Origin of the sequence: Limosilactobacillus caviae (genome assembly GCF_014635905.1) — a bacterium.
In the GTDB taxonomy this organism is placed as follows: domain Bacteria; phylum Bacillota; class Bacilli; order Lactobacillales; family Lactobacillaceae; genus Limosilactobacillus; species Limosilactobacillus caviae.
In genome coordinates, this window is sequence record NZ_BMDS01000001.1 from 303,644 (window position 1) to 329,822 (window position 26,179).

Consider the following 26,179-nt stretch of genomic DNA (forward strand, 5'->3'; position numbering starts at 1 on the left):
AATGAGGAGTTTTAAAATGGTTGCTAAGTTAAAAGATGTCGCCCAACTAGCCGGGGTTTCAGTGACTACTGTTTCCCGTGTAATAAATAATTACGGTTCATTAAGTCAAAAGACAATTGATAAGGTTCATGCGGCAATGCGGGAGTTAAACTATCAACCAAATGCACTAGCACGGGCAATGCAAGGTAAGCCGTCTAAGTTTGTAGGCTTGATTTTTCCTAACCTAACTAATCCCTTCTTTGCTGAATTAGCAAATGAATTAGAGCATGAATTGTTTAAGAAAAGTTACAAAACAATTATTGCATCATCTGCACAAAATCCAGAAATCGAACATGAGTATTTAAATATGTTAATGGCTAACCAGGTTGATGGAATTATATCAAGCTCGCACAATCTTGATATTAAAGAGTATCACCAGTTAACAGCCCCAATCGTTTCATTCGATCGTTATTTAGCTGATAACATTCCAATCGTTGCGGCAGATAGTTATCACGGTGGCGAATTAGCAGCTAAATATTTAGTGGATCATGATGTTAAGCATTTAGCAGTGATTGTTGATGAAGATACATCTGTCTCGCCAACGATTAACCGGATTCAGGGAGCACTTGATTTTCTAAATAAGCAAAACCGTGACTTTGAGCCGTTAGCAATTCAGAATTTAGACTTAGAAGCAACATTTCCTGGGAACTATGATGGTGTTTTAGCTTCTAATGATGTTCAAGCGCTAACGATTTATAACCTGTATCGTAGTGCGGGAAAGCAAATAAACAAAGACTTTTTCATTACAGGGTATGATGGCTCGCAGTTAATCCGAAAATTGGCACCATATTTGCCAACTGTTATTCAACCAATCCCGTTACTTGCACAAGAATTAATTCGCACGTTGATGAAAAGAATTGAGACACCAAATGAAACCATAAAAACAACCCTTGTACCCGTTGAATTTTATCAGCCATAAAAAATGGAGACCGGAAAACTTTGCCTTTTCCGGTCTCCATTTTTACAGAACAAAAATCAAGTTATAATTTTGTTCCATAATATTTACTTTAAGTTTTTGCCACGACGGCATGAATCATAATGTTACTTACTTTGCATGAACCGTTGAAGTAATTCGACTTCTTCTGAAGTTACAGGGGTGTTAGATGATTTAATCTCATGAATTCGTTCGACAGAAAGATGACTGCCAAAAGCAACTTCATTATCATTTAAGTCATTTTCACGCTCAAAGTTAATCAATTCTTGAGCAAGCTCACTCAAATTGTCCATGAAAAAACTCCTCCTTAATGGAATTATTAAATAATTTTACTCTTATGTCCTATTCTAAATCAAGACACGGCTTGTTACCAAAAAATAGTTTAGCACAGTTTGAATAGATCCAAGTAGTTATTTTATTAAATTTATCTGTTTGTGGCTAAGATTTAACGACAAGTGAATGATTTTGTGTGATAATCAAGGTAAATCTTTTTAGAGAATGGAGTATTTATAAGTTATGAGTTGGAATTGGTTAGGATGGATATCTTGGATATGTTCAATTCTGTTTTTTTGTTATGTTATCCATTATATCCGCGTTCATCAGTTAATGCTGATTGCCAAGACAAAAAAAGTAGTTGAGACTAGCTTGATGATTCGTTATATAATTCTGTTAATTGTGTCATTATGCTGGTTAGGAGGGATGCTGTACCTAACATTCTTCCGGCCGGTTGATATCAATAACCACCAGGAAACACGGACATCAATTACTTGCAAACCATTACAAATGGAAAATAAGTCAGATGATTTTTATTATGTTTTAGCTACTCGCAGCAAGAGTGGCAAACATCCAATTGTATCTTACACATATTGGACTGGTAATGATAAATACACGACAAATTCTCGCTTCGGGTCTGTGTCTGACGGCTCACGAATCATTAACTTAAGTGCTAGTGCCTTGCCATGGGATAAGAAACAGCTAGAAAAAGAAGATGCAAAGACAGGTCATGCATTTGCTGCCGTAATGGATGTTAAGTATAAAAATACGGTTGTTAATGGACTAGGATTAAAAGCAAATCGTAATGCTGCTACCTATACGCTTTTACGGGTTCCTTCTCCTGAAATGGTATCTGAACGTTAAATGATGAAACAACAAACAGTAAAATTAAAATGGGTTGCCTTTGCTAGTTTATTAAATAACACTGGGGCAGCTTTTTTATGGCCGCTTACAACCATGTACTTGCATAACTATCTGGGGCAAAGTCTGACAACTGCTGGTTTTGTCATGCTGGTGATGTCCATTGCAATGATGAGCGGTAACTATTTAGGCGGTTGGCTATTTGATCACTGGCGACAGTATCAGACAGCTTTAATTGGCGTTAGCTTATCCACGCTGGCAATTTTCCTGCTAATCTTTATTCACGGTTGGCCGTGGTACGCTGTCTTAATTACCATTAATAGTTTTGGCGATGGGATTAATGCGACAATAGTTAATTCCTATGGGGCGATGGTAAGTGATCATCCGGCTCGCTATGTTTTTAACTATATTTACATGGCATTCAATATTGGGGTGGTCATTGGAACACTATTAGTTGGTGTCTTATTGTCAATCAGTGTTGTGGTTGTTTTCATCGCTGCAACAGTTTTTTATGCGTTCTTAACAATCTTGGTAATATTAACCTTTAATGTTGAAGTGGGGAAAGCTAAGAAGGCGCAGGGCAGTAAGGAGCGTCATAAGGTTTCCCGCCAGCTGCATCAGCGGTGGATTATTCTTGTTTGGTTCATTCTAATAAATTACATTACGGTCCACCTTAGTTATTCGCTGTGGGAAAGTGTAATGGCTGTCCACATGACTAATATGGGAATTCCATTTTATGCATATAGCATGTTGTGGACACTAAACGGAGTATTGATTATTGTCGGTCAGCCGTTGGTAAATAAGCTAAGCCCGTACATGAGGTTGTCAACACAGATTATAATCGGTCTCTTTGTTTTTGCGGTCTCGTTTTTCTTGCTGATTTTTGCCCGAACATTATTTGCCTTTGTCCTTGATTTTGTAATATTAACAATTGGGGAAATGACGAGTTTTGCAGGTCTCCCAGCATGGATCACACAATTAACTAATGTGAATGAAGCAGGACATTATCAAGGTTTGCTTAACATTATGATGTCAATCGGCCGCGCACTCGGTCCCTTATATGGGGGATACGTTATTGAAAAGGGAAACTATCAGACCTTATTCCTGTCAGTTTTTGGGATGATGATTATAACGCTTGGAATCATTTGCATTTATTTATATTATTTGCATCGAATCCAGCACCGGCTTAATTTAGAGAAATGATACCCAAATTGATTAAGCTATGGTAAAATCACTATTGTATTGTAAAAGCATTGACGTAGAAACAAAGTACCTGTGTAATAAACAGAGATCCGGTAGTGTTGAGAGCTGGAGACAGGTATGATCCACCTCTACTAGCTGAATAGGTGAACTTGATTAGTAGTCTATTCCGGTTGATCCGTTATCGTCAGAAGTTAATAACTTCATGAGGCAGTAACTGTGAGGTTGCTGTAAATAGAGGTGGAACAGTGATTAATATCGCCCTCTAAGGCTATGTAGTCTTAGAGGGCTTTTTGTTTTATACGTAACGAAAGGGGAAAAGTAAATAATGGATTATCAAAAGCCAAAGGGAACAGCTGATATCTTGCCAGGTACTACAGGTATTTGGGAAAAAGTAGAACAAAATGCCCGCGAAGTCTTTAACCAATTTGGATATCGAGGAATTCGAACGCCGATGTTTGAAGATTATAATGTTTTCTCACGGAATGTAGGAGACACTTCTGACATCGTTGAAAAGGAAATGTATGACTTTCACGATAAAGGAGACCGTCATATCGCACTTCGCCCTGAAGGTACTGCTGGTGTGGTCCGGGCTTATGTTGAAAACAAACTTTACGGTCCGGAATATCCTAAGCCATATAAAGTTTACTACATGGGACCAATGTTTAGATATGAACGGCCACAGTCAGGACGTCAACGGGAATTTCATCAAATTGGGGTTGAGGCGCTAAATAATGAATCACCGCAAATTGATGTTGAAGTTATTTCAATGGCGATGGCACTCTTTAAGAAATTCGGAATTCCAAACGTTAAATTAGTAATTAACACGCTTGGTGATAAGAAGGTTCGTGAAGATTATCGTGAAGCTTTAATTAACTATTTAAAACCACACTATGATGAATTGAGTAAAGATTCACAAGAACGTCTATACAAGAACCCATTACGAGTATTAGATAGTAAAGATGCCGGTGATAAAAAGATTGTCGCTGAGGCACCTTCAATTCTTGATTATCTTGATGATGAATCGCAAGCCTACTTTGATGAAGTTCAATCATTATTGAAAAAATTAGGCATTGACTTTGAAATTGATACTAATATGGTTCGAGGGCTTGATTACTATAACCATACGATTTTTGAGATTATGTCCGATTCGCCAGCATTTGGTGGTGGTTTTACAACTGTTTGTGCTGGTGGACGTTATAATGGCTTAATTAGTCAGCTTGGCGGTCCAGAAGAAGGCGGAATTGGTTTTGGAATGGGTGTTGAACGGTTAATGCTCCTTTTACAAGAGGAGAATCCGGAGTTTGCTCCTAAAGATCAGCTGGATATTTTCTTTGCTAGTGCTGATGATCAAGGGGATGAAATGGCATTTGAAGTCCTTAGTAAAATTCGGCAAAACGGGATCATCGCCGATAAGGATTATAGTGGTGTAAAAGTCGGTAAACAGATTAAGGAAGCCTTCCGCCGTAATGCAAAATACTTTGCTGTGTTTGGAACTCGTGAAGTTGAAGAAGGACAGTTCCAATTAAAGAATGCAGCAACGAAAGACACAGTTGATGTAAAGATCGCGGATTTCATTGCAGAACCTGCAAAATATTTAAAATAAAACTGGTAATAAATAGAGACTGAGAAAATTAACTGTTTTCTCGGTCTCATTTGTTTTCTCAAGGACTTAATTGCAAATATTTTCAAGTGCTGTGTAGTTAACATTGCGATTCTTATAATCTTCTAGCAACTTCTTAATAAGATTATCAAGTTCACGTTGTTCATCATTGCTTAAGGTGTGGTAAGCTGCTTCCGCGATTTTATCACGTCTAGATAATAGTTTGTCAGCTGCCTCTATTCCTTCATCGGTAAGACGAATTTTGTATTCTTCATCACTGATAATACTGGTTGTTGCTAGGTTATTTGCTACTAACGCTTTAGTAGCATCACTAAGTTCACTGGGGCGGTAGTCAAAATTATAAATTAATTGGTGACTTAATAGACCATCATTATGTCCTCGTAAAATACGGAGGAGACGATGGTAATTATGACGGTCAGGATAGCCGGACAAGCAATATTCGCCACGACGTTCTTCTTCAATATGAACGTGACATTTTAGCATTGCCTGATATTTCTCGAAATCTTTAATATCTAAAAATAACTTGGTTGTTAATTCTGACATATTATTTACCTCCAAATCAATTCATCAAAACTCCTACCAGTTATTATAATAATATTAATAATTAGATATTAATAGTGAAATGACTTGAGGATAAAAACGGCTTACTCGTCAATAGCATAGGTTCCCATATCATTAGCAATCACAATACGACCAGCATAACTGGCACCATCGTTTTTTACTAGACCAACCTTGTTATATGCGAATGTAACAGTAGCGGTAGCTTTAACAGCAATTCCCATTACTTCTCCGGTGTCAGTGTTAATTCCAGAAGGCATGTCGACAGCAACCACAATGGCATCAGTATTATTAATTGCCTTAATAGCCTCAGCGTAATTACCCGTTATTGGACGATCAATCCCGATTCCAAACATTGCGTCAACTATTAAAGTTGCATTGTTAAGAACGGCAAAATCAGTTGTTTCAGGAATCTGATAATATTTCACAATGTTATCTTGGGTTTGGTGTTCATCTGAAGCATGGTCAGGATTACCAACATTAAGTATCGAAACATGAACGCCAGCAATATGAAATAGCCGGGCGACTGCTAATCCGTCGCCGCCATTATTTCCGCTCCCAGCAACGACAACAACATTTTTAAGGTTTAGTGGGAAAGCATGTAGAATTTCATCCCGAACGGCCAGGGCAGCTCGTTCCATTAATACAAGAGAAGGAATACCAATAGTATTGATTGTATAAGAATCATAATGACGCATTTCTTCTGCAGTAACAATTTTATCTGTCATAATGTAAGCCTCCTAAATATACATCTTAAATGTAACACGATTTAGGGTAAGAAGGTTTACAGATATGGTTTAAATTTATATTTAAAAAATCAGATCCTTATCCGTATATAAAGATAGGGAGATAAAAAAGCCCTCAGCAAATTGCTAAGAGCTTTCAGTAATTTAGTAGACAATAACTGGTTCATCTTTTTCTAAGTCATGGTAGGCTTGACCAGCAATGCTTGGCTGCATGTTAATACAACCATGCGAACCATCACTTAAGTAGGCGGTCTTTGACCAATTATGGCGCCAACTTGCATCGTGGAAGCCGCATCCAGTTTCTGTAAATGGTGACCAGTAATTAACTTTGCTTGCATAACTAGATCCGTCATCATTTTGTCCGCGGAGAACCGATGGACTTTGCTGGTACATAATATACCAAACTCCCTTTGGCGTTTTATTGCCTTCGTTGTTAGTTCCGCTTACGATATCTGATTCAAGCACGCATTTTCCATCTTTGTAGAAGTAGGCACGTTGGTCAGCTAACGAAACTTCGGCATAAGTGTTACCAATTCCGTGATTAGTGGTAATGTTGTAGCCAAGGCCGGTAGTATTATAGCCGGTACCTTCTATGTCGTTTTTACCGTTAACTTCTTGTTGTCCGTTAATAATTGCCTTTGTTAGTGAGTCCCCGGCTTTTTTCTCACTAATTTTCCAACCATAGGAACCGTTAGCAGTAGTTGTAATTTCAGCACCGGAATGGGTCCTAAATTTAAACGGCTTGCCAAGAGTAGCCTGCTCGTTATTAATCTTTTTAATTTGCTTATTTAATGCAGCGGTATTAAAGTTATATTTTCCGTTGCGGTACGTAGCTTCGGTAATAATCTGGCTGCTTGCAAAATTATACTTTTTATCTTGAACGAGGTAGGTTACCTTTTTACCCTTTAGTTTTTCTAGTTGTTGTTGCTCATTCTTAACAGTCTTACTATTGGCAGGAAGCGGCTTTTCATTATGCAACGCGATGTTGATTTTAGTACTTCCCGCTTGGTTATTTAACTGATTAATGGCGTTTTGAAGGTTGTATTTAGTTCCGTTTACAGCTGGAACGATTGAAACTTTATCATTACGATAAATGGCGTACGCATCAACGGGGGCCTTACGCTTAGCATTGAGTTGTTGAACCTGTTCAGTCACCTTAGATTTAGCGGCGTTTAGTGACGCTTCATCAAAGTTGTCCGGCTTAACTGCCAACTCTATTGCTTTATGCGATGGAAAGAGCGAGAATTGCTTCTTTAAGGCTTGATTAAATTTTTGCTCATCATCATTTGTGAACTTGGCTTTCATTGGTTTAGATTGGTAAACTAATTTATTGTCGACGTATACTTTTGTAGCTCCTGAGGTTCCTTTTACCTTTTCAAAAGCTTGCTTTGCGGTAAGTCCACCAACAGCAATATTATTAATTGTCACATTTTTATTAAAATGATTTGCTTGGTGGATATACATACCGGCAATTAGAATGACTAGTAGTGCGACTAATCCAGTTAACCAGTATTTAATATTTGAACGCATTATACCTTCCTCAAATTAAAAATAGTCACGTTTTTATCTTAGCACGTCTACCTAAATACTCAATAAAAAGATCATAAAATTAACGGGCTTTTAAATAACGGTCAATTCCATCAAGAAAGAACTTAAAGAATAGACAAATGTTTAGTAGGAGAAATACTTTAAAGAATATTCGCCAACCAATTGCTTTTAAGGAAAGATGAAAAAGGTCATAGGCAATCACGAGAAAAATAAAAAGCAAATTAGCTCGTAAAATGTCTTTTGACCATTTATGATTGATAATATAGAACCAGATAGTCGATAATTTTGAAAGAAATGATGTCATATTGAAATCCCCGTCAGAACTTATGAAAAGTTTGCGTAAATTATAGCAACAATAAAGAAAAAGATAGCAGTTAGATATGAAACCTTAAGATTATCCCGCATTTTAAACACCTTTCTAAAATGAAGATTGAATAAAAAATTCCCTATAATATAATAGTGATGTTTTGAATTATCTGTAAAGGAGAAATTAACTTGAACTTACGAGTAAAGCATTGGATTTATGGAATATTTTGCTTGTTAGTAGCAATAATTGCAATTGGTCCAGAATTACATGCTGCTTCGAATACCCATCCAGAAAAAGCAACAGTTGAATCGCAAGTAAAGGAAAAGAAATCAAACAATAATAATGCAAGTCATATGCGAACACCGATTGATTGGCATAAGTCTTCAGAAACAATCCCTTATCCAGATTTAAGCAAAGTAAAAGATTTTTGGATTAAAGTTGATCTTAAAAATAACCGGACATACTTATATGATGGTTCAAAAATTATTTACACGATGTATAGCACCGGTGGAATCTATAAGAAGGATCCCAAGACAGGAGAAATGAAGAGTGCGACCCCAACAGGAACATTCTATGCTCAGCAAGAACGCGGTGATAGTTTCTTCAACCAATCTTTGAAAGAAGGGGCTAATTACTATGTTTCATGGAAGAATCATGGTGAATATTTATTCCATAGTGTCCCTACTAAAGCGGATGGTAAGTATAATGAAGAAGAAGCTGCAAAGCTCGGCAAAACACAAGGTTCACATGGTTGTATAAGGCTTTCAATTCCAGACGCTCAATGGATGGAACAAAATCTGCCAGTTGGAACTAAGATTGAGATTGTCGGTTAATCGTGTAAGGAGATAATTTTAAGACCAATTAAAATTAGATCAATTATAAAGAAGATCAGAACGATTTGAATGATAGCGAGCTTAGCCAGGGGGACAAAGTAGGCAAGTAGGTCATAAAGAAATATCAGAATTAATAAGATGAGGTTGCTGCCAAGTAAATGGTTAAAAAAGCGACTTTGCTTTAATCTTAAAAACATTTTAATAGCCCTCCTTAACTAATAAGGGTGTGTTTTCTGGCAATGCTTGAAGCCATTTGGCATCGGGACGCGATACTTGAATAGTATTTTCAACTTTCGGCACTTTTCTCAGATTGTGCGGGACACGGTGGTTGTTCATATCCGTAACTGGAGTTTCAATATAATTCCCATTACTGATTCCTAGCCAATTCTTGGATACAGCTTGCCGCGAACCGTTGATATGATATATTTGTTGTCCGCGGGCGTGAAGGATATGAAGAGGCCTTTTTTGTGCCGGTAAATTGATTTGGGCATGCACAATATAAATGACGCGATGATTGCTAGAATTAATGACTAAAACTTGTTGCGGTTTTTTTAATGCGATTAATTCAATGTGTGCGTTATTAACATTAGGATACGTCCACTTTTCCGAAGGACGGTTAATATTGGGAGAACGGAGCCGAGTTTGGTTAATAATTTGACTTGCTTTACTTGCTTGTGAGACAAAATTGGTAGCGTGATATGTGTAGATATTAAAGATAAAAATAAAGATGAGGAATAGAGTGACCGAGATCAAAAGCAAATGTTTAATTTCTTTATTCATGATGGATTCCTTTATTATTTATTGCTAAGTTTATCTTACCGTACTTGGAGGAAATAGGAGAATAGATTTCATGAAAAAAATGATAGTTTTTATTTTATCTCTATTCGTGGTGATGGCGGTAGGGAGTCAACCAGTTTTAGCCAGCAGTCGAATTGATGCAACGGCAGCGATAATGGTTGATGCATCTACCGGCCAGATTATTTATAAGCAAAATATTGAAAAAGCACTTCCGGTGGCTTCAATTACAAAGCTTTTGACAATTTTGGTAATTGAAGACGAAATTCAGCAAAAACAACTTTCATGGGATACTCAAGTAAAAATAACTCCCGAAATTGCGGCAATTTCAAACGATGGTGCCTACTCATCGATTGGGTTAAAAGCAGGTCAATCTTACTCTGTCCGCACATTGATAAATGCAGCACTTGTAAAATCAGCTGACGGAGCGACCGTCGCTCTTGCAACTGCTACAGGGGATGGGACCGATGAGTTTAACCTTAAGATGATGCAAAAGGCTAAAAAGATTGGAATGACTCATACCAACATCGTTAATTCGGTTGGCTTAGATAATGGTGATATGAAAAGTTTCAAGTTAGCCGATCTTCCTAATAATGCCGCAAATACTATGAGTGCCCGTGATGTGGCGATCTTATCGCAATATCTTATAAAACATTATCCTGAGCTTCTCCAAATCACCGCTCAAAAAGAAGTGAAATTTCAAATAGCAAAGGACCAAGTTAAGACAGAGAAAAACTTAAATAAAATGCTTCCCGGTGAGCAGTACACTGTAAAAGGAGTAACTATTGACGGCTTAAAGACGGGAACCTCTGATAGTGCTGGTGCTTGTTTTGCTAGTACCGGTAAATATCGCGGTCATCGAATTATTACCGTTATTTTGCACTCTAAAGGTGATAATAAAGATAACCGATTTAAGGCAACGCAAGACTTATATGATATTCTTAAAAATGAATACCACCTTCAAAAAATAAAAGTTCCGTCTTCAGTAACAACACGTAAAGTGGCTAATGGAGCTGAAAAAACAATGAAACTAGGTCCGCAACAGGTAACAATCTGGAGCCCCTATGACACAAAAACCGACTATACAATTGGAACACAATATAAAAATAGTCAATTAGAAGCGCCTATTTGGAAAGGCGAGCACGTTGGTAACTTAAGGATAACGAGTGACCAATTAGAAACGTTGACTGGCGAACCTTTGACGTATTCCTTATATAGCGTTAATGATGTGCGGCGCGGAAACTTTTGGCAGCGATTATGGCACTGATAAATTAAAGAAAGGTTATAAGGAAAGGCAGAAAAACGATGAAAAAAAGTCATATCGGAATTACCGCAACAGTAATAGTTATTATTATCGCAATAATTGGTGGTGCAATTTGGCATCAGCAAAAGCATAGTAAGTATGTGCAATCGACAACCCCTACTCTTTTCTTTCATGGTGGCGGGAGCAGTTATCACGCTGAAGAGCATATGGTAAATGCTGCTAAAAAGGCGGGAGTTACTAGTACCGTAATTCGTGCTAATGTTAGTAATGATGGCAAGGTAACGCTTCACGGGTCAATGCATAAAGGGGCAATTAACCCAATTGTTGAAGTGAATTATGAAAATAATCGTCAGTTAGATTTCAATAAGCATGGTGAATATGCTACAAACGTTGTAAAGGCACTGCAGAAGCGATACCGCATTACTAAAATTAATATGGTTGGTCATTCCTTGGGAAATATTTCAATTATTTATTACATGCTTAGAAATGGGCAGAATCAAAATATGCCGCAATTACAAAAACAGGTGGATATTGCCGGACATTTTGCTGGATTGACTTTCAAACAAGTCCCCGTTGCGATTCAGCAACCAGCTGGCATGAAAATAGATAAAAATGGCAAACCAAATAAAATGAATGCAACATATCAGCAAATGACAAAAGCACGGCAAATGTATCCTAAGGGTCAAGTAGCTGTCTTAAATATTGTTGGGGATGTAGGAGATAAGACTGATGGTCGGGTTGATAATGCATCGACCTTATCTCTTAAGTACCTAGTAGGGTCACGAGCAAAATCGTATCGTGTCCTTAAGATAACTGGAAAAGACGCTCAACATTCAAAACTCCATGATAATGCTCAGGTCGATAAGGCTATAATTAACTTTTTATGGGGAAAATAGGAAACACAAATAGGCCTCTAAAGTTCGGTTTTACCGCGCTTTAGAGGCCTTTTATTTACTGTACTATTTGCTTTTTGTATCGATAATAGGGGGCAAATATTGATTACATTCGACTGTGGTGACAGCGGTGCTTGCTTAGATATTGCTTACTATAAGCATCGACGGCACGGAATGCTTGGGCTACATCATCAGGGGTAACTGTAAATGGTAAGCGGGCCATTGTGTCTTGCTCAGAACAAGCAGCTTCTCCAGCCTTGAGTAACTTCTCATCAGAAACATTCTCAAGATGAAGGTCGGCAAGAGTTGTTGGCAAACCTAGTGACAAGATAAATTGGAAGTACTTGTCATAACGTTCCTTATTAGCCCCTTCAAGCATTAGTTGAGTCAACGTTCCATAGGCAACCTTTTCACCATGCGTTAGGTCATGGGTTTCTTCAAGGATCGTTAAGCCATCATGAATTGCGTGAGCACCGGATAAACCACCGCTTTCAAAACCGAGACCGCTCATAAGGGTATTAGCTTCAACAATCTTAGCGAGCGCTGGTGTAACAACATGATCCTGGGCAGCAGCAACGGCGAGGTGTGAGTAGTTAAATAATGTCTCCTCACATTTTTGTGCAATTGCATTACCAACTAAGGTTTGCTTTTCGCCAAGCATCGTATCACTGTTAGCTTTAGCAACTGCTTGTGCTTCAACATTTGTAGCAAGAGCGTCTGCAATTCCGGAGATCAACATGCGAACGGGGCCACCGGTAATAACCTGGGTATCGACTAATACTAAGTCAGGATTTTGGTTATAGAACCGGTAGTGATCGAAGCCACCGTCATCAGTGTAGATAACCGAAAGGCGTGAACAAGGGGCGTCATTAGAGGCAAGTGTTGGCATAATAACTACTGGCAGGTGCAAGTTATCAGCGATAGCCTTAGCGGTGTCAACAGTCTTACCGCCACCGAGACCATAAATTACCGAGACGTTATTTTCTTTACCAATAGCAGTTACACGGTCAACCTCATTAGTTGATGATTCGCCGTTAAATTGGACGCGGGTAACATCGTAGCCATTATCTTGTAAATATTCTTCAAATTTTTGGCCAACGATCTTGTAAACCGTACTGCCTGCTAATAATAGGGGCTTTTTACCGAAACTCTGTAAATACTTATTACTTTCGAAAAGTACACCCTTACCTTGAATATAAGACGATGGTGAACCAAATTCTTCAACCATAAAAATCCCTCCAATTATACTTTGTGTACTACATAACAATATCACTTTTGGAGAACTGTGGAAAGCTTAGTTGCTTTTAATTGATTTAAAATTAAGTGTTGACTTTAAATTATTAGAATGTTTTAATAATAGACAATAATTAAACGGAAAGGAAGATTCTTGATGACCTCATTATCATTAACTACTAAGAAATATTATTTCGGCTTTGCTTACTTTATGTAGGTCCGTGCTGTTTAGGTGCGGACTGGGACGTTCGGACCTAAGCAGAGTTGAGTTAATGATGCTTTGCTAGGTGTTGGTCTAGTAGAGCGAGATATTCAGGATTCCTGTATATAATTTCGGCAGATTGTCGTTTCCTAAAGCGCTAACTAGATTGACTAAGTCTCAGATCTAGTTAGCGCTTTTTTACGATTATTAAAGGAGAAGAGATATGGAAATGCCTATTGCAGAATCACAGATTAATAAACGACGCCTGTCATTAAGCCTTTACATGAACTACCTGATTCATGGCTTTGGAATCATTATCTTAGCGCAAAATATGGTTGCTCTTGGTGGCACCTGGCAAGTACCGATTAAAACAGTATCCTTTGTTATTTCAGGGATTGGAATTGGCCGTTTAGTAGCCTACCTAATAACAGGAACACTAGCAGATATGCTTAGTCGGAAATTATTTGTTTTTATCGGGATGGCTTGTTACCTAATTTTTGCGTTGGGAATGGTAACAACGCATAGTATTCCAGTTGCTTATGGTCTGGCAATTCTAGCAGGGATTGCTAATTCGGCTTTAGATGCAGGAACATACACGACGCTAGTAGAAATGAATGATGGTAAAGGCTACGATACGATTTTAATTAAAGGTTTTGTTTCTATTGGTGAATTTATCTTACCGTTAATCGTTGCAGCCTTATCCGCCAATAATCTATGGTTCGGTTGGTCTTTTATCGTAATGGCCGTGTTAACAATTGCAAATATGGTTAACATGAGTACGGTTAAGTTTCCTAAAATTCAACGGGTAACGCTCCGTCACCATCAGCAAACGATTAGCCAATCAAAAAAGTCACTCAGGAAAATATTTGCGACGATCCTTTTATTAGGATACGGCTACACCTCAATGGCCGTGATGATTTGGTTTACTCAATGGATTACTCTCTTTGCTCAAAAGTCACTGGGGTACGGTAACCTTACTGCCCATACCCTCCTATCGCTTTACAGTGTTGGGTCAATTATTGGGGTAATTACTCTATTCATCTTATTGAAGCGGAATATTAATGAAATGACTTTATTAATTAGTTTGAATTTAGTTGCAGTTATTGCGTTATTAATTATTTTAATCGAAGGAAATAATATTAACCTTGTTAGTATTGCAAGCCTAGTATTTGGGTTTAGCGCTGCCGGAGGAATTATGCAAACAGGGTTAACAGTTTTCATGAACCTCTACCCTCATCATCGGGGAATGGTAACCGGGGCATTTTACTTCTTCGGTAGTATTGCATCGTTCACGGTTCCGCTAATTACAGGAGTTTTATCAACCCACAGTATTCAATTAGCATTTGCTGGGGACTTAGCAGTTGCCTTGAGCGGCACAGTTTTAATGGTTGTTTTAGCTTTATTAAATGTAAAGGAGAAGATTAACAATGGAACGAATTGATGGACACACAATTTTAATTGGACTAATGGCAACACCAATCAGACACTCAATGTCACCAACAATGCACAACAATGCTTTTGCCAAACTTGGCTTAAATTACGCTTATCTTGCTTTTGAAGTCGGTAATGATCAATTAGCAGATGCAGTTCAGGCTATTCGGACACTTGATATGCGTGGCTCAAATGTTTCAATGCCAAATAAGCAAAAGATTTTACCGTTGTTAGATAAACTATCACCAGCAGCTAAGATGGCAGGAGCAGTAAATACTGTTGTAAACGATAACGGGGTATTAACCGGCTACACTACTGATGGAACCGGATTTATGAAATCATTAGCAGATGAAGGATTGGATATTCGGGGAAAGAAAATGGTATTAACTGGAGCTGGTGGCGCGGGAACGCCGATTGCTATCCAGGCAGCATTAGATGGAGTAAAAGAAATTGCAATATTTAACCGTCAAGATGCCCAGTGGAAGCAGGCAGAAAAGAATGTTGAGATGATTAATGCACAGACAAAATGTCAGGCTAGTCTGCACCACCTAGAAGACCGTGCTGATTTTAAACATGAGTTAGCAACTGCTGATATTTATTGTGATTCAACCGGGGTAGGGATGAAGCCGCTTGAAGACATGACCTTAGTTGAAGACCCAACATGGTTCCACAAAGATATGATTGTTTTTGATACTGTTTATGCACCACGAGAAACAAAGCTGATGAAAGTTGCTAAGGAAGCTGGTGTTAAACATGTTCTCAATGGCCTCGGGATGATGCTTGAGCAGGGCGCGGAAGCTTTCAAACTCTGGACGGGGAAAGAGATGCCTGTTGAATACATTCACCAGTTATTGTTTAACGAGGAGTGAAGCTAGATGCGAACGGTTAGAGTAAATGGACTTGAAATTGGGTCGGGCAAGCCTAAAATCGCAGTTCCTTTAGTAGAGACAACAACACCAGCATTAGTTGATGCAGCAAAACGGGCATGTCAAGAACCGATTGATATGGTCGAATGGCGGTTGGACTTTTTTGATAATATTCATAGCAATGCAGCAATTCTCGAAACAGCTCGTAAGTTACGCCAAGTCTTAGGTGGTCACCCATTGTTGGTTACCCTGCGCACAAAAGAAGAAGGCGGTAATTATCACTTTCAGCTTACTGAGTATTTGCGCATTTACCAGGAGTTAATTAAGAGTCATTTAGTTGATTTAATTGATATCGAAGTTTTGCGCCCGACAACAGTAATATTGCCTTTGGTTCGGTTAGCGCATGAAGAACAAGTGAAAGTCATTATGAGTAACCATGATTTTTGCAGAACACCGCCTGCAGCTGTTTTACAAGCGCGGATTGAACAAATGACGAATCTTGGTGCCGACATTGCAAAGTTTGCAGTTATGCCACGATCACGCGAAGATTTATTAACGATTTTGAGTACCAGTCTCCACCATGCGGATTTAGCAGATGGAATTCCTCTAGTGGCGATTGGAATGGGACAACAAGGAAAAATAATTCGGATCGGTGGCGAAATTTTTGGCTCATGCATTAGCTTTGGTACAGTTGGCAAAGCATCTGCTCCCGGCCAATTGGCAGTGACCGAATTAAGTAAAATTTTTGATGTACTACATGAATAGGGAGGGATAATATGGAAGATTTATCAACAAGTCGAAAGAAAATTAATGAACTTGACCAACAGCTGGTAAAGCTTCTTGAAGAGCGTTTTAATGTTGTAACAGAGGTAAACGATTATAAGCTCAAACATGACTTACCGGTTCTTGATGCCAAACGTGAGCAACAGGTGTTAACCAAAGTAGCAGGATTAACTAATCGCTCTGACCTTCTACCATATCTCCAAGAAATTTATCAGGAAATCATGCATCGCTCACGAGAATACCAAAAAAGCCAACGAAAGGATTGAATCACATGCATTACATTACAGCAGGAGAATCACACGGTCCGCAGTTAACGGGAATTATTGAGGGAATTCCGGCTGGTTTAACCATTGATGTTGAGAAAATTAATCAGGCGCTTGCAAGCAGACAGGGAGGTTACGGGCGCGGAAATCGGCAAAAGATTGAACATGATCAGGTCGAAATAGTTGGTGGTTTACGCCATGGGGTAACACTTGGCTCGCCGCTTGCATTAGTTGTAAAAAATCGCGACCATGCGCACTGGTCTGAGATTATGGACCCAACTACTCCGGCAACGCCAGCTAATACTGTTCGGCGGGTTGAACATCCCCGTCCTGGTCATGCGGACCTAGTTGGTGGAATGAAGTATCGTCACCGCGATTTAAGAAATGTTCTGGAGCGTTCTTCTGCGCGGGAAACGGCAATCCGAGTTGCGATTGGGAATATTTGTGAACAGCTGTTGGCAGCACTTGGAATTCAGATGATCGGCTATGTTCAGCAAGTAGGATCAGTGAAAGCAGATGATGGCATTTCTTCAGCGCTTAATGTTACGCAGATAAAAGAACAAGTGGAAGCCAATGATTTGCGAATCCTTGACCAAGATAAGGTCGTATTAATTCATGACTTGATTGACCGAACGAAACGTGCAGGTGATACCCTGGGCGGCGTTATCAGAGTAGTAGCTGAAAATGTTCCTGCTGGATTAGGCAGCTATGTTAGCTGGGACACTAAACTAGATGCTAAGTTAGCTGGTGCTGTTATGGGAGTGAATGCGATTAAAGGGGTTAGCTTTGGTGATGGTTTTAAGGACGCTACCAATTTGGGTAGTCAGGTAATGGATGAAATAAGCTATGATCCAGCGAACGGCTTTTCTCGACTCACTAATCATCTCGGCGGCTTTGAAGGCGGGATGACTAATGGGATGCCAATCATTATTAACGCGGCAATGAAGCCAATCCCGACCCTTTACAAGCCATTGCAGACGGTAGATGTAAACACCAAGGAACCGTTAAAAGCAAACGTTGAACGCTCGGATACGACGGCGATTGTTCCAGCATCAATTGTTGTTGAAAATGTTGTGGCGATTGAATTGGCTAAAGCGGTGACGGACGCATTTGAATCTTCAAATATTGAACGGCTCAAAGGTGAGATTGATCGTTACCGACAAGAGTTGGTGGAATATTAATGATTATTCACACACTGGGGCCAGCAGCGACGGATAGTTATCAGGCGGCCGTGACTTATATTCGTAAACAGCATCTCGCCGCTAAGATCAAATTGCATCCTAGCTTTGAAGACATATATCAGCACCTTGACCAGTTAACCGATAATTATTTGATTGTTCCCGCAGCGTTCCGAAATCAGCAGGGGGATAGCTGGGGTGATTTACATTACCGATATATTAAACAACTGCAATTAGTTGATAGTTTAGTAACCGAGCTGGCCTCCCTGGTGTTATTACAACGTACAGATACTAGCTCATCAGTTGCTTATACTCATGCAGCCACGCTAGAGCTGTTACGGGAAAGCGTTAATGAAAAAGTAACAATCGTGACGGTTCCCAGTAAATATGAGGCTTATCAACGATTCATAAATGACGGCCGGTACGCTTTAACAAGTAAAAAATTTGCCCGCTTGACGCCTGAAATACAGATTAAAGAAGAATATACTGCCAAGATGCTTTGGGGTATTTATCGAATACGAGGAGGAATAAGAGATGAAAAGATTGCAGCCGGCTAAAAATGGTTTACATGGTATTTTGATAGTCCCAGGAGATAAGAGTATCTCCCACCGCGCAATTATGTTGGGGGCAATCAGCCATGGCGATACGACGATTCATCACTTCCTAGATGGTGAAGATTGCCGCTCAACAATGCAGGCGTTCAGAGACCTTGGCATTAAAATCGAACAAGCCGGAACCGATGTGTTGGTTCATGGGCAAGGATTTGAGGGATTAAAGCAATCCGTAAACCCATTAGATATGGGAAACTCTGGAACAACGACCCGGTTGATGATGGGTATTTTGGCAGGAACAGACTTCACAACTACTTTAACTGGCGATTCATCGCTTCAAAAACGACCGATGAAACGGGTTAGTCAACCTTTGAGTGTCTTTGGCGGGGAAGTTGAGCTGACGCAAAATGGAACGTTGCCAGCCAAAGTTATTGGTCATCCTTTACACCATGCTGAATACCAAATGACGGTTGCTAGTGCGCAAGTAAAAAGTGCTTTGATTTTTGCGGCTTTACAGGCAGATGGAGTATCAACGATTATTGAAAAACTGCCAACTCGTAATCATACCGAAATTATGCTCCAACAATTCGGTGCCGAGATTATGACGAGGGATAATCGAATTATTTCAGTAGTACCGCATCCGCATTTAACGGGGCAAGTAGTCGAAGTGCCAGGGGATATTTCCTCAGCGGCCTTTTTCCTTGTTGCCGGTACGATTGTTCCTAATTCAGAGATAACTTTACAGCGTGTTAACTTAAACCCAACCCGAACTGGAATCATTCGGGTCCTTCTAAAAATGGGTGCTGATTTATCAATTGAAGAATTACCAACGAAAGGCGAACCGTTGGGAAATATCACCGTTAAGACTAGTAAACTCCGCCCTATTGACATTGGAGCAGAAATGATCCCAAGTTTAATTGATGAACTACCGCTCGTTGCTTTGTTAGCGGCTTGTGCAAATGGGCGCAGTGTGATTACTGGTGCGGAAGAATTACGGGTAAAAGAAACGGATCGGATTAAGACCGTTGTTGAAGAATTACGAAAATTAGGGGTTCATGTAGAGGAATTACCAGATGGCATGATTATTGATGGTCAGCCAGCGTGGCAGATTCGTAATCCGCAATTAACAAGTCACGGTGACCACCGCATTGGAATGATGGATGCAATCGCGGTCTTGAAAGCAAGTGATGAATTAACGATGACTAATGAAGAAGCAATTAATATTTCATATCCTGACTTCTTTACCGATTTAGGAACGCTGACAGGGAGGAATTAACGGTGGAAACAGTTTTTATTAAGGGGTTAGGATTAATTGGCAGCTCATTAGCCCGTGCAATCAAGCAGGACCACCCCCAAATACAGATTATTGCAAGTGATGTCAATGAAGAAACGCTGCAATATGCAAAAGAAAATAACATTGCAGATCAGGTTGTCACTGATATGACCGGAGTTGAACAGGCTGATTACATTATTTTGGCAAGTCCGGTTTCACAAATCATCAAGGATATTGCCGCACTGGCTAATCTGAAATTAAAATCAGGGGTAATTATCACTGATGTCGGTAGTACCAAACAAACGATTATGCAGGCGGCCAAGGTCTTAACGCAACAAAACTTAACTTTTATCGGCGGTCACCCAATGGCAGGATCGCACAAGTCTGGTGTTCGAGCAGGACGCGCGGACTTAATTGAGAATGCCTACTACTTTTTATTGCCAGCATCAGAATCAGCTGATACTTCAAAATTAACCTGGTTACTGGCGGGAACAAATGCTAAATGGCTTGAATTAACGCCATCTCAGCATGATAAAATTGTGGCCCAAATCAGCCATGTTCCACATATCATTGCTGCCGAATTGGTTAACCAGACCCAGCAAGCATTTAAAGATGAACCTGTTGGAATGCGAGTAGCCGCGGGAGGATTTAAATCAGTGACGAGAATTGCTGCCTCGGATCCAACGATGTGGAGTGCAATCCTGCTGAACAATAAGGAATTAATTTTGAAACAGTTAACCAGTTACATTACAGGGTTAGAAAACATTGGCGCTCTGATTGAAAAAGAGGACCGGTCAGCATTATTTGATTTCTTCAAGCGGGCTAAGGTAAGCCGTGAGAGTCTGAATACACCAGTCCGTGCACCATTCTACGATTTGTTCCTCAACATTCCGGATAAAAGTGGTGAAATCGCAAAGGTAACAGGGATGCTAGCAAAACATCAGTTATCAATTATTAATATTCAAATCTTGGAAGTCCGCGAAGATATTAATGGAATCCTGCAATTAGTTTTCAATACGGAAGAAGCTCGTGACCAAGCTGCTCGTATTTTAGAAAAAGATTATGAAATAGTAACGAGGTGAAGATGGTGAAATTAATTTTGATTGGTTTTATGGGGAGCGGAAAGACAACGGTAAGTCAGCTTCTTGGTCAGCAACTAAATGAACAGGTTCTTGACTTAGACCGCGAAATTGAACGGCAGAGTCACCAAACTATTCCCCAAATTTTTGCGCAGAGTGGTGAACAAGGTTTTCGGCAACTTGAACATGATGTATTAAAACAAAGCATGGACTTTGAAGGAATCCTTGCAACTGGTGGAGGAACGCCATTGCGAGAAGATAACCTTCAATTACTTCGCCATGCGGGAGTTCCGGTTATCCTTCTTGCTGCAAGTCCAGAAGAGACCCACCGCCGGCTTCAACAACAGAATAATCGGCCCCTAGGAAATAAATTAGACGTAGATGGTATTCGTCAATTGCAACATGAACGGCAACCATTTTACGATCGTTGTGCTGACTTGCGAATAGTGACGGATCACTTAACCCCAACGGAAATTGCACAACAGATAGTTAAATATCTTCAAAAATAAAGCTGCTATCCCAAGGTGTTTGCCATGAGATAACAGCTTTTTATCTATTTATTATTTGCATCCGGGTTAGTAATCTTAATTCGGTTTGAATCAGTTGATGAATGGTTTTGCTCAGGGGCATCGGTATCATAATCATCAACAGTTGATCGATCGCCGTTTTCGGAGAAGATGCTTGTTGATTTGATGCCTTTTTCTTTTTCAATCTGTTCAGCACGTTTAAGACCATTAGAGTAGTTATAATCAGCAGGATTAACATTCTTGAAGCCCTTTGGATGGTAGAAACGAAGCAGGTTTTTTTCGTTTAGTGAATCAGAAAGACTTAATTCTTCATTCACAAAATCCTGATCACGTTTTAATTTTTCTTGTTGTTTTTTAGTTAGTTTTGCTTCTTTACCGGTTTTATTATTATAAATTGTTCCGCCGACACTAGTATAAGTAGGGGTAACAAAATCACGATTACGGAAAGCAACTACCTGGTTATGCTTGCTAGAGAATAAATCAGTTCCAAACTGAATGTATCGTTTACTGCTAATTCCCAATAAGTGGAGCAGGGTTGGGAGGATATCAACTTCGCCACCATACGTATGATAAACTTTTCCGTGACCTGTTCCCGGAATGACGAACATTAGTGGAACTCGTTGAAGCTGAGCATTATCAAAGTCAGTCCAATCGTCCGCATTCTTACCGAGAACGCTGGCTAAGGAAGTATTTTCACTATTAGAAATCCCGTAATGGTCACCATAAATCATAATAACGGACTTTTTATCAAGACCGGTTTTTTGAAGGTAATTAAAGAATTCTTGAATTGACTGGTCGAGATAATGAGCTGTTACAAAGTAATTATCAACGTTGCTATCACCGGTATTAGTTGTTTGGAAGTTTGGATCCTTATCCTCATCATCGAGAGTATAAGGGAAGTGATTAGTAACTGTGATGTACTTAGCGTAGAAAGGCTGTTGCAAGCTTTGCAAATACTTCACTGAATTCTTGAATAGCAGTTTATCTTTGAGGCCGTATCCTGTAGCCTTGTCGCCAGACGTATCGTAATAACTGGCGTCAAAGAAGTATTGGTAGCCTAAGTTTTTATAAACGTTATTACGATTCCAGAAACTAGCAACATTTCCATGGAATACTGCACTAGTATAACCTGCCCGTTGATTTAGGATTGCTGGAGCACCTTGGAATGTATTGTCGCTTCCCAGAGTGGCGAACAATGATCCCTGTGGCAAGCCAAACGTACTTGTTTCAAGGAGGTTTTCCGCATCACTGGTTTTTCCTTGACCGACCTGATGGAAGAAGTTGTCAAATGAGTAGGTATCCTTACCGTTATACAGTGAGTTAAGGAATGGCGTAACTTCTTGCCCGTTGATTTTCTTGTTAATTAAGAACTGTTGGAAACTTTCAAGGTGAATTATGATTACATTCCGCCCCTTAGCGATTCCATACATTTGCGGGTTAGCAGGCGCATAATGCTTATCAGTAAATTTCTTCACCTTTAATAATTCAGGCTTAGTGGCGCTTTGCCGCATATTATTAATATGTTGCGATTTTACTAAATCATAACCGGTAAAAGTATCAATACCGAGATACTTTACGATATAAGAACGGTCAAACGTCCGACCCAGTAATTGAGGGCGGCTCATTTCCGCAAAGGATAGGTTAACGCCAAATAAGACGAGACCAACAGAACTAAACGCAAATGCTAGGCGGGTTCCGATTGCTCGGGGATCAAATTTGATAACCTTGCAGAGCAATAAAATGAGAATTATTACAATGTCTAGCCAGTAAAAGACATCGTGAAAGTTAGTAAGAGCTAACGAACTACCGCTTAATCCCTGATTCACTTTAGAATAACCAGTCATTGTGGCGATGGTCATAAAATCAGTGAATTCACGGTAATAGATGACATTTAAATAGAGCAATAATGTATTAGCAATGTCTAGCCCCATAATAACAGGGTAGAAGAATCGGGAGCGCTTAAAATAGAATGCCAAACTGTAAATAAAGAAAGTCGTGGCTAACGGATTAAAGATTAAAATAAGGTATTGAAAAATTCCCGTTACGCCAAGCTTAAAATCAGTAAAGTAAGCAAACAGGGTCTTTAACCAAAAAAGGATAACTAGGAGGGTGAAAAAACCAATCCTAGTATCCACAAATTTGCTTAATTTTTTCATTAGGAATGTTCCTCGCAATCAATGTGTTTTGTTCTATATTATCGAAGTGAAATTTCGACAAATCAAGAATTATTTTATCACAGATTACCGTAAAACATTCTTTTTCTAGAAATCATTGAAGAAACTTAATTCTTTGCTGGTACAGTTACTGGAGTAGGGGCAGGTAACCAGTCATAATTGAATATTTTTTTGAGTTTCTTATTTACAGGAATCCAGATACCAGCCTTTAGAATATCAACTAACGATGCATGTAAGGTTTTATCTTGTCGATATTGTTGGGTTAGCGGAATTCTGAGTAAGTGCCCGTCTTCAGTAATTACCGTAACATTTCTTTTAGTAACATTGATAATCTTCGCAGCAACGATATTTGGTTGATTAGTGTCTCTAAGTTTCATATATAATGCCTTCCTCCTATATTGCTTAGTCTACGAGAATAATATGAAGGAAATATGTTTAAAGCTCAAAGTTAGTTCTTAAATAGTATTAAGAATTTGTAAGCGGTACAATAAACGTATGGAGGGATCGCAATGACTAAATTAAATATTTATCTTGTTCGTCACGGGCAAACTTTTTTTAATATCTATAACAAATTACAAGGGTGGAGTAACTCCCCGTTAACAATGAAAGGAAAAGAGGATGCAAAGATAGCTGGGGAAAAACTCCAGCAAATTCATTTTGACGCTGCCTTTTGCAGTGACCTGCCCCGCGCAATGGAAACAGCGCAAGTAATCTTAAATGTTAACCAAGCTGACTCAGTGGACCATCCAATAACTGCTCCTTATTTTCGAGAAGAATTTTATGGATCATATGAAGGAACGAATATGGATCTTGCCTGGTATAATGCCGGAGCACCGCATGGATTGAAGAACTTCCGCGATATTGTTGAAAAATATTCTATCGGTCAAGCAAAAGACTGGCTAAAAGATGCTGACCCATTCCATGATGCTGAAAACAATGAAGAATACTGGCAACGGATGAACAAGGGGTTAGCGCTTATTCGCGATGCCGACTTACCAGATGGCGCGAATGTTTTATGGGTAAGTCATGGTAATACTTTGTTAAGTTTAGTTGAACGCTTTGGGCATGGTAAATATGACGTAACAGAGCGTCCTGCTAATGGGAGCTTGACACGAGCAACGTTAACTGATGACGATATGGAAATTGTTGAATACAATAAGTAGAAGGACCGAAGCTATTCATGGCTCACGTCTCCACAAGCATAAATAAGGGCCTCAGCGTTCGGCTTAACCGAGCACTGAAGCCCTTATGTTTTATCGGATTGATAGGACTTATATTACACCCTTGCACTAACATCTTTATCTTGCTTTCCCTTTTGCCACTTCAAACCGATCCCAGTAATTCCGCTAAGAATAGAGAATACCGGGGAGAAGAGGCTGAAGAAAGCAAATGGGAGGAAGTGAAGAACTGGCACGCCAAGAGTTGAAGCCGCAAATGAACCGGCAACGCCCCATGGAATCAGGTAGTTAATAACGCTTCCCCCATCTTCGAGAACCCGACTGAGCGCTAGTGGAGAGAGGTTCATTTTATCAAAGGCGCCCTTAAAAGCTTTACCAGGAAGGATAACAGAGAGGTATTGTTCACCGACAAAAAGGTTAATTCCAATACCAGAAAGAATTGTAACCGTAATAAGACTACCAGGCTTATGGAGGTGGTCAACCAATGGCTTCATTGCTGATTGAACAATGTTGAATTTCATTAAGATACCACCAAGCGAGAGGGTCACGATAATTAACGAAACGGTTCCCATCATACTGCTGACACCACCACGAGTTAGCAGAGTGTTAACAGTTGTGTCGCTAGTATGGGCAACGAAACCATCACTGATCAGTTTTGCAAGAGATTGAAGGGATGTTCCAGATTTTTGGAAGAAGATCATGCCAACAGTCACGATAATATTGATAAATAGTGTTGGAATAGCTGGAATGTGTCGCCAAGCACAGATAAACATTAAGGCAATTGGTAATAAAGCCCACCATGAAATTGAAAAGTGCTGGTTAAGAATAGCGATTGTGTGCGCTATTTTACTAGCACTCATGTGTGAACTAGAATTGCCAAGGAACCAGAACAGGATTAAGGAAACGATGAAGGATGGAATCGTTGACCACATCATGTTCTTAATATGGGCAAAAAGGTCGCTACCGGCAATCGCAGAAGCAAGATTAGTTGAATCAGAAAGAGGTGACATTTTATCACCAAAGACGGCACCAGAAATAATTGCACCGGCTACTAATGCTGGGTTCGCGTTGAGGGCAACCCCCATTCCAAAGAGAGCAATACCAATCGTTGAAATGGTTGTGAAGCCACTACCAATTGATAGTCCGACTAAGGAGCAGACGATAAACGTTGATGGTACAAAAAACTGACTGCTGATTAGTTTAAAGCCGACAATCATGATGGTCGGGATAACCCCTGCTTGAATCCAAACGGCAATCAGAGCACCGATAAGGATGAAGATAAAGATAGGGATGATTGCGGTGCCGATTCCTTCTTGAATGCCTTGATGGATTTCGTCCCAACTAGCACCCCGGAATTTAACCCAGAAAATAAGCAAGGCAATGACAAACAATACAGGAATCTGTGGTGATAATCCAAACTTAATCACCGCTGTTCCCAAGATAATAAGCATAATTAGTAAGAGGGTTATCGCCTCTTTGAAATGGATATTTTTCATTAAACTTCCTCCTTAGAAATAAAAAAGCCCCGTTGATATTTACATCAACGGGACGGTTAATTTTAAACCG

The 26,179-nt window shown here is 39.5% G+C and carries 27 protein-coding genes; 17 read left to right on the forward strand and 10 right to left on the reverse strand.

Annotation, left to right across the window (positions count from 1 at the left end; all coding sequences use genetic code 11):
- Nucleotides 1–16 precede the first annotated feature (16 nt).
- Nucleotides 17–958 carry a LacI family DNA-binding transcriptional regulator gene (locus IEU90_RS01180; RefSeq protein ID WP_153709311.1) on the forward strand — a complete coding sequence of 314 codons (942 nt, stop codon included), beginning with the start codon at nt 17–19 and terminating at the stop codon, nt 956–958.
- Between the two features lie 122 nt (nt 959–1,080).
- Here the strand turns inward: IEU90_RS01180 and IEU90_RS01185 are convergent, their stop codons facing one another.
- Nucleotides 1,081–1,266, reverse strand: coding sequence for an LBP_cg2779 family protein (locus tag IEU90_RS01185; protein WP_003665077.1), 186 nt, complete (start codon nt 1,264–1,266; stop codon nt 1,081–1,083).
- A gap of 223 nt (nt 1,267–1,489) precedes the next feature.
- On the opposite strand from IEU90_RS01185, the gene IEU90_RS01190 reads away from it, so the two are divergent.
- From IEU90_RS01190 to hisS, 3 genes are all read left to right on the forward strand, one after another.
- The gene (locus IEU90_RS01190; RefSeq protein ID WP_188357613.1) at nt 1,490–2,110 is read left to right on the forward strand and encodes an LVIS_2131 family protein; all 621 of its coding nucleotides are present in this window, start codon (nt 1,490–1,492) and stop codon (nt 2,108–2,110) included.
- 3 nt (nt 2,111–2,113) lie between these two features.
- Entirely contained in the window at nt 2,114–3,310 is a 1,197-nt protein-coding gene (locus tag IEU90_RS01195) for an MDR family MFS transporter (RefSeq protein WP_188357680.1), read from the forward strand.
- Between the two features lie 325 nt (nt 3,311–3,635).
- A complete protein-coding gene (hisS, locus tag IEU90_RS01200; protein ID WP_153709308.1) occupies nt 3,636–4,913 on the forward strand; it encodes a histidine--tRNA ligase in 1,278 nt (425 codons plus the stop codon).
- 66 nt (nt 4,914–4,979) lie between these two features.
- On the opposite strand, the gene IEU90_RS01205 is transcribed toward hisS, so the two are convergent.
- The 4 genes from IEU90_RS01205 to IEU90_RS01220 form a co-directional block, all read right to left on the reverse strand.
- Nucleotides 4,980–5,474 (reverse strand): winged helix DNA-binding protein, encoded by a 495-nt coding sequence (locus IEU90_RS01205; RefSeq protein ID WP_153709307.1) that lies wholly within the window; start codon nt 5,472–5,474, stop codon nt 4,980–4,982.
- A gap of 101 nt (nt 5,475–5,575) precedes the next feature.
- A complete protein-coding gene (locus IEU90_RS01210) occupies nt 5,576–6,217 on the reverse strand; it encodes an NAD(P)H-hydrate epimerase (RefSeq protein ID WP_188357614.1) in 642 nt (213 codons plus the stop codon).
- A 162-nt stretch (nt 6,218–6,379) separates the two neighbouring features.
- Nucleotides 6,380–7,765: a L,D-transpeptidase family protein gene (locus IEU90_RS01215; protein WP_153709305.1), complete on the reverse strand. Its 1,386-nt coding sequence runs from the start codon at nt 7,763–7,765 to the stop codon at nt 6,380–6,382.
- A 79-nt stretch (nt 7,766–7,844) separates the two neighbouring features.
- Nucleotides 7,845–8,087 carry a hypothetical protein gene (locus IEU90_RS01220; RefSeq protein ID WP_153709304.1) on the reverse strand — a complete coding sequence of 81 codons (243 nt, stop codon included), beginning with the start codon at nt 8,085–8,087 and terminating at the stop codon, nt 7,845–7,847.
- A 191-nt stretch (nt 8,088–8,278) separates the two neighbouring features.
- Between IEU90_RS01220 and IEU90_RS01225 the strand changes: the two genes are divergently transcribed.
- Nucleotides 8,279–8,923, forward strand: coding sequence for a L,D-transpeptidase (locus IEU90_RS01225; RefSeq protein WP_153709303.1), 645 nt, complete (start codon nt 8,279–8,281; stop codon nt 8,921–8,923).
- Nucleotides 8,924–9,121: 198 nt separating this feature from the next.
- On the opposite strand, the gene IEU90_RS01230 is transcribed toward IEU90_RS01225, so the two are convergent.
- Nucleotides 9,122–9,703 (reverse strand): hypothetical protein, encoded by a 582-nt coding sequence (locus IEU90_RS01230; protein WP_153709302.1) that lies wholly within the window; start codon nt 9,701–9,703, stop codon nt 9,122–9,124.
- A 70-nt stretch (nt 9,704–9,773) separates the two neighbouring features.
- Here IEU90_RS01230 and IEU90_RS01235 point away from each other — a divergent pair, with 70 nt between their 5' ends.
- Both IEU90_RS01235 and IEU90_RS01240 read left to right on the forward strand, forming a co-directional pair.
- A complete protein-coding gene (locus tag IEU90_RS01235; protein ID WP_153709301.1) occupies nt 9,774–10,985 on the forward strand; it encodes a D-alanyl-D-alanine carboxypeptidase family protein in 1,212 nt (403 codons plus the stop codon).
- 38 nt (nt 10,986–11,023) lie between these two features.
- A complete protein-coding gene (locus tag IEU90_RS01240; RefSeq protein WP_163704735.1) occupies nt 11,024–11,878 on the forward strand; it encodes an alpha/beta hydrolase in 855 nt (284 codons plus the stop codon).
- A gap of 103 nt (nt 11,879–11,981) precedes the next feature.
- Here IEU90_RS01240 and IEU90_RS01245 read toward each other — a convergent pair whose 3' ends face one another.
- The gene (locus tag IEU90_RS01245; RefSeq protein ID WP_153709299.1) at nt 11,982–13,103 is read right to left on the reverse strand and encodes a glycerol dehydrogenase; all 1,122 of its coding nucleotides are present in this window, start codon (nt 13,101–13,103) and stop codon (nt 11,982–11,984) included.
- A 430-nt stretch (nt 13,104–13,533) separates the two neighbouring features.
- Here IEU90_RS01245 and IEU90_RS01250 point away from each other — a divergent pair, with 430 nt between their 5' ends.
- From IEU90_RS01250 to IEU90_RS01290, 9 genes are read left to right on the forward strand one after another with little or no spacing between them, the layout of a single operon-like run.
- Nucleotides 13,534–14,751 (forward strand): MFS transporter, encoded by a 1,218-nt coding sequence (locus tag IEU90_RS01250; protein ID WP_153709298.1) that lies wholly within the window; start codon nt 13,534–13,536, stop codon nt 14,749–14,751.
- Nucleotides 14,738–15,610 (forward strand): shikimate dehydrogenase, encoded by an 873-nt coding sequence (locus tag IEU90_RS01255; protein WP_153709297.1) that lies wholly within the window; start codon nt 14,738–14,740, stop codon nt 15,608–15,610. Before IEU90_RS01250 ends, IEU90_RS01255 begins: the two co-directional genes overlap by 14 nt.
- A 6-nt stretch (nt 15,611–15,616) precedes the next feature.
- Nucleotides 15,617–16,372 (forward strand): type I 3-dehydroquinate dehydratase, encoded by a 756-nt coding sequence (gene aroD, locus IEU90_RS01260; protein WP_153709296.1) that lies wholly within the window; start codon nt 15,617–15,619, stop codon nt 16,370–16,372.
- 11 nt (nt 16,373–16,383) lie between these two features.
- Nucleotides 16,384–16,656 (forward strand): chorismate mutase, encoded by a 273-nt coding sequence (locus IEU90_RS01265; RefSeq protein ID WP_153709295.1) that lies wholly within the window; start codon nt 16,384–16,386, stop codon nt 16,654–16,656.
- A 5-nt stretch (nt 16,657–16,661) separates the two neighbouring features.
- A complete protein-coding gene (gene aroC / locus IEU90_RS01270; RefSeq protein WP_188357615.1) occupies nt 16,662–17,834 on the forward strand; it encodes a chorismate synthase in 1,173 nt (390 codons plus the stop codon).
- Entirely contained in the window at nt 17,834–18,388 is a 555-nt protein-coding gene (locus tag IEU90_RS01275; RefSeq protein ID WP_153709293.1) for a hypothetical protein, read from the forward strand. The genes aroC and IEU90_RS01275 overlap by 1 nt, the downstream gene beginning before the upstream one ends.
- A complete protein-coding gene (aroA, locus tag IEU90_RS01280; RefSeq protein ID WP_153709292.1) occupies nt 18,366–19,658 on the forward strand; it encodes a 3-phosphoshikimate 1-carboxyvinyltransferase in 1,293 nt (430 codons plus the stop codon). The genes IEU90_RS01275 and aroA overlap by 23 nt, the downstream gene beginning before the upstream one ends.
- Nucleotides 19,659–19,660: 2 nt before the next feature.
- Nucleotides 19,661–20,737 carry a prephenate dehydrogenase gene (locus IEU90_RS01285; protein WP_188357616.1) on the forward strand — a complete coding sequence of 359 codons (1,077 nt, stop codon included), beginning with the start codon at nt 19,661–19,663 and terminating at the stop codon, nt 20,735–20,737.
- A gap of 2 nt (nt 20,738–20,739) precedes the next feature.
- Nucleotides 20,740–21,243 (forward strand): shikimate kinase, encoded by a 504-nt coding sequence (locus IEU90_RS01290; protein WP_153709291.1) that lies wholly within the window; start codon nt 20,740–20,742, stop codon nt 21,241–21,243.
- Nucleotides 21,244–21,287: 44 nt separating this feature from the next.
- Here IEU90_RS01290 and IEU90_RS01295 read toward each other — a convergent pair whose 3' ends face one another.
- Nucleotides 21,288–23,417, reverse strand: a complete 2,130-nt coding sequence (locus IEU90_RS01295; RefSeq protein ID WP_188357617.1) for an LTA synthase family protein — start codon at nt 23,415–23,417, stop codon at nt 21,288–21,290.
- A gap of 125 nt (nt 23,418–23,542) precedes the next feature.
- Nucleotides 23,543–23,812 (reverse strand): hypothetical protein, encoded by a 270-nt coding sequence (locus IEU90_RS01300; RefSeq protein WP_153709289.1) that lies wholly within the window; start codon nt 23,810–23,812, stop codon nt 23,543–23,545.
- A gap of 132 nt (nt 23,813–23,944) precedes the next feature.
- Between IEU90_RS01300 and IEU90_RS01305 the strand changes: the two genes are divergently transcribed.
- The gene (locus IEU90_RS01305) at nt 23,945–24,598 is read left to right on the forward strand and encodes a histidine phosphatase family protein (protein ID WP_153709288.1); all 654 of its coding nucleotides are present in this window, start codon (nt 23,945–23,947) and stop codon (nt 24,596–24,598) included.
- A gap of 113 nt (nt 24,599–24,711) precedes the next feature.
- On the opposite strand, the gene nhaC is transcribed toward IEU90_RS01305, so the two are convergent.
- Complete coding sequence (gene nhaC, locus IEU90_RS01310) at nt 24,712–26,109, reverse strand: Na+/H+ antiporter NhaC (protein WP_153709287.1); 1,398 nt, start codon at nt 26,107–26,109, stop codon at nt 24,712–24,714.
- Between the last annotated feature and the right edge of the window lie 70 nt (nt 26,110–26,179).

Coding starts and splice junctions, on each gene's coding strand:
- IEU90_RS01180 (WP_153709311.1), top strand. CDS start 17: ATGGTTGCTAAGTTAAAAGATGTCGCCCAACTAGCCGGGGTTTCAGTG.
- IEU90_RS01185 (WP_003665077.1), bottom strand. CDS start 1,266: ATGGACAATTTGAGTGAGCTTGCTCAAGAATTGATTAACTTTGAGCGT.
- IEU90_RS01190 (WP_188357613.1), top strand. CDS start 1,490: ATGAGTTGGAATTGGTTAGGATGGATATCTTGGATATGTTCAATTCTG.
- IEU90_RS01195 (WP_188357680.1), top strand. CDS start 2,114: ATGAAACAACAAACAGTAAAATTAAAATGGGTTGCCTTTGCTAGTTTA.
- hisS (WP_153709308.1), top strand. CDS start 3,636: ATGGATTATCAAAAGCCAAAGGGAACAGCTGATATCTTGCCAGGTACT.
- IEU90_RS01205 (WP_153709307.1), bottom strand. CDS start 5,474: ATGTCAGAATTAACAACCAAGTTATTTTTAGATATTAAAGATTTCGAG.
- IEU90_RS01210 (WP_188357614.1), bottom strand. CDS start 6,217: ATGACAGATAAAATTGTTACTGCAGAAGAAATGCGTCATTATGATTCT.
- IEU90_RS01215 (WP_153709305.1), bottom strand. CDS start 7,765: ATGCGTTCAAATATTAAATACTGGTTAACTGGATTAGTCGCACTACTA.
- IEU90_RS01220 (WP_153709304.1), bottom strand. CDS start 8,087: ATGACATCATTTCTTTCAAAATTATCGACTATCTGGTTCTATATTATC.
- IEU90_RS01230 (WP_153709302.1), bottom strand. CDS start 9,703: ATGAATAAAGAAATTAAACATTTGCTTTTGATCTCGGTCACTCTATTC.
- IEU90_RS01235 (WP_153709301.1), top strand. CDS start 9,774: ATGAAAAAAATGATAGTTTTTATTTTATCTCTATTCGTGGTGATGGCG.
- IEU90_RS01240 (WP_163704735.1), top strand. CDS start 11,024: ATGAAAAAAAGTCATATCGGAATTACCGCAACAGTAATAGTTATTATT.
- IEU90_RS01245 (WP_153709299.1), bottom strand. CDS start 13,103: ATGGTTGAAGAATTTGGTTCACCATCGTCTTATATTCAAGGTAAGGGT.
- IEU90_RS01250 (WP_153709298.1), top strand. CDS start 13,534: ATGGAAATGCCTATTGCAGAATCACAGATTAATAAACGACGCCTGTCA.
- IEU90_RS01255 (WP_153709297.1), top strand. CDS start 14,738: ATGGAACGAATTGATGGACACACAATTTTAATTGGACTAATGGCAACA.
- aroD (WP_153709296.1), top strand. CDS start 15,617: ATGCGAACGGTTAGAGTAAATGGACTTGAAATTGGGTCGGGCAAGCCT.
- IEU90_RS01265 (WP_153709295.1), top strand. CDS start 16,384: ATGGAAGATTTATCAACAAGTCGAAAGAAAATTAATGAACTTGACCAA.
- aroC (WP_188357615.1), top strand. CDS start 16,662: ATGCATTACATTACAGCAGGAGAATCACACGGTCCGCAGTTAACGGGA.
- IEU90_RS01275 (WP_153709293.1), top strand. CDS start 17,834: ATGATTATTCACACACTGGGGCCAGCAGCGACGGATAGTTATCAGGCG.
- aroA (WP_153709292.1), top strand. CDS start 18,366: ATGAAAAGATTGCAGCCGGCTAAAAATGGTTTACATGGTATTTTGATA.
- IEU90_RS01290 (WP_153709291.1), top strand. CDS start 20,740: ATGGTGAAATTAATTTTGATTGGTTTTATGGGGAGCGGAAAGACAACG.
- IEU90_RS01295 (WP_188357617.1), bottom strand. CDS start 23,417: ATGAAAAAATTAAGCAAATTTGTGGATACTAGGATTGGTTTTTTCACC.
- IEU90_RS01300 (WP_153709289.1), bottom strand. CDS start 23,812: ATGAAACTTAGAGACACTAATCAACCAAATATCGTTGCTGCGAAGATT.
- IEU90_RS01305 (WP_153709288.1), top strand. CDS start 23,945: ATGACTAAATTAAATATTTATCTTGTTCGTCACGGGCAAACTTTTTTT.
- nhaC (WP_153709287.1), bottom strand. CDS start 26,109: ATGAAAAATATCCATTTCAAAGAGGCGATAACCCTCTTACTAATTATG.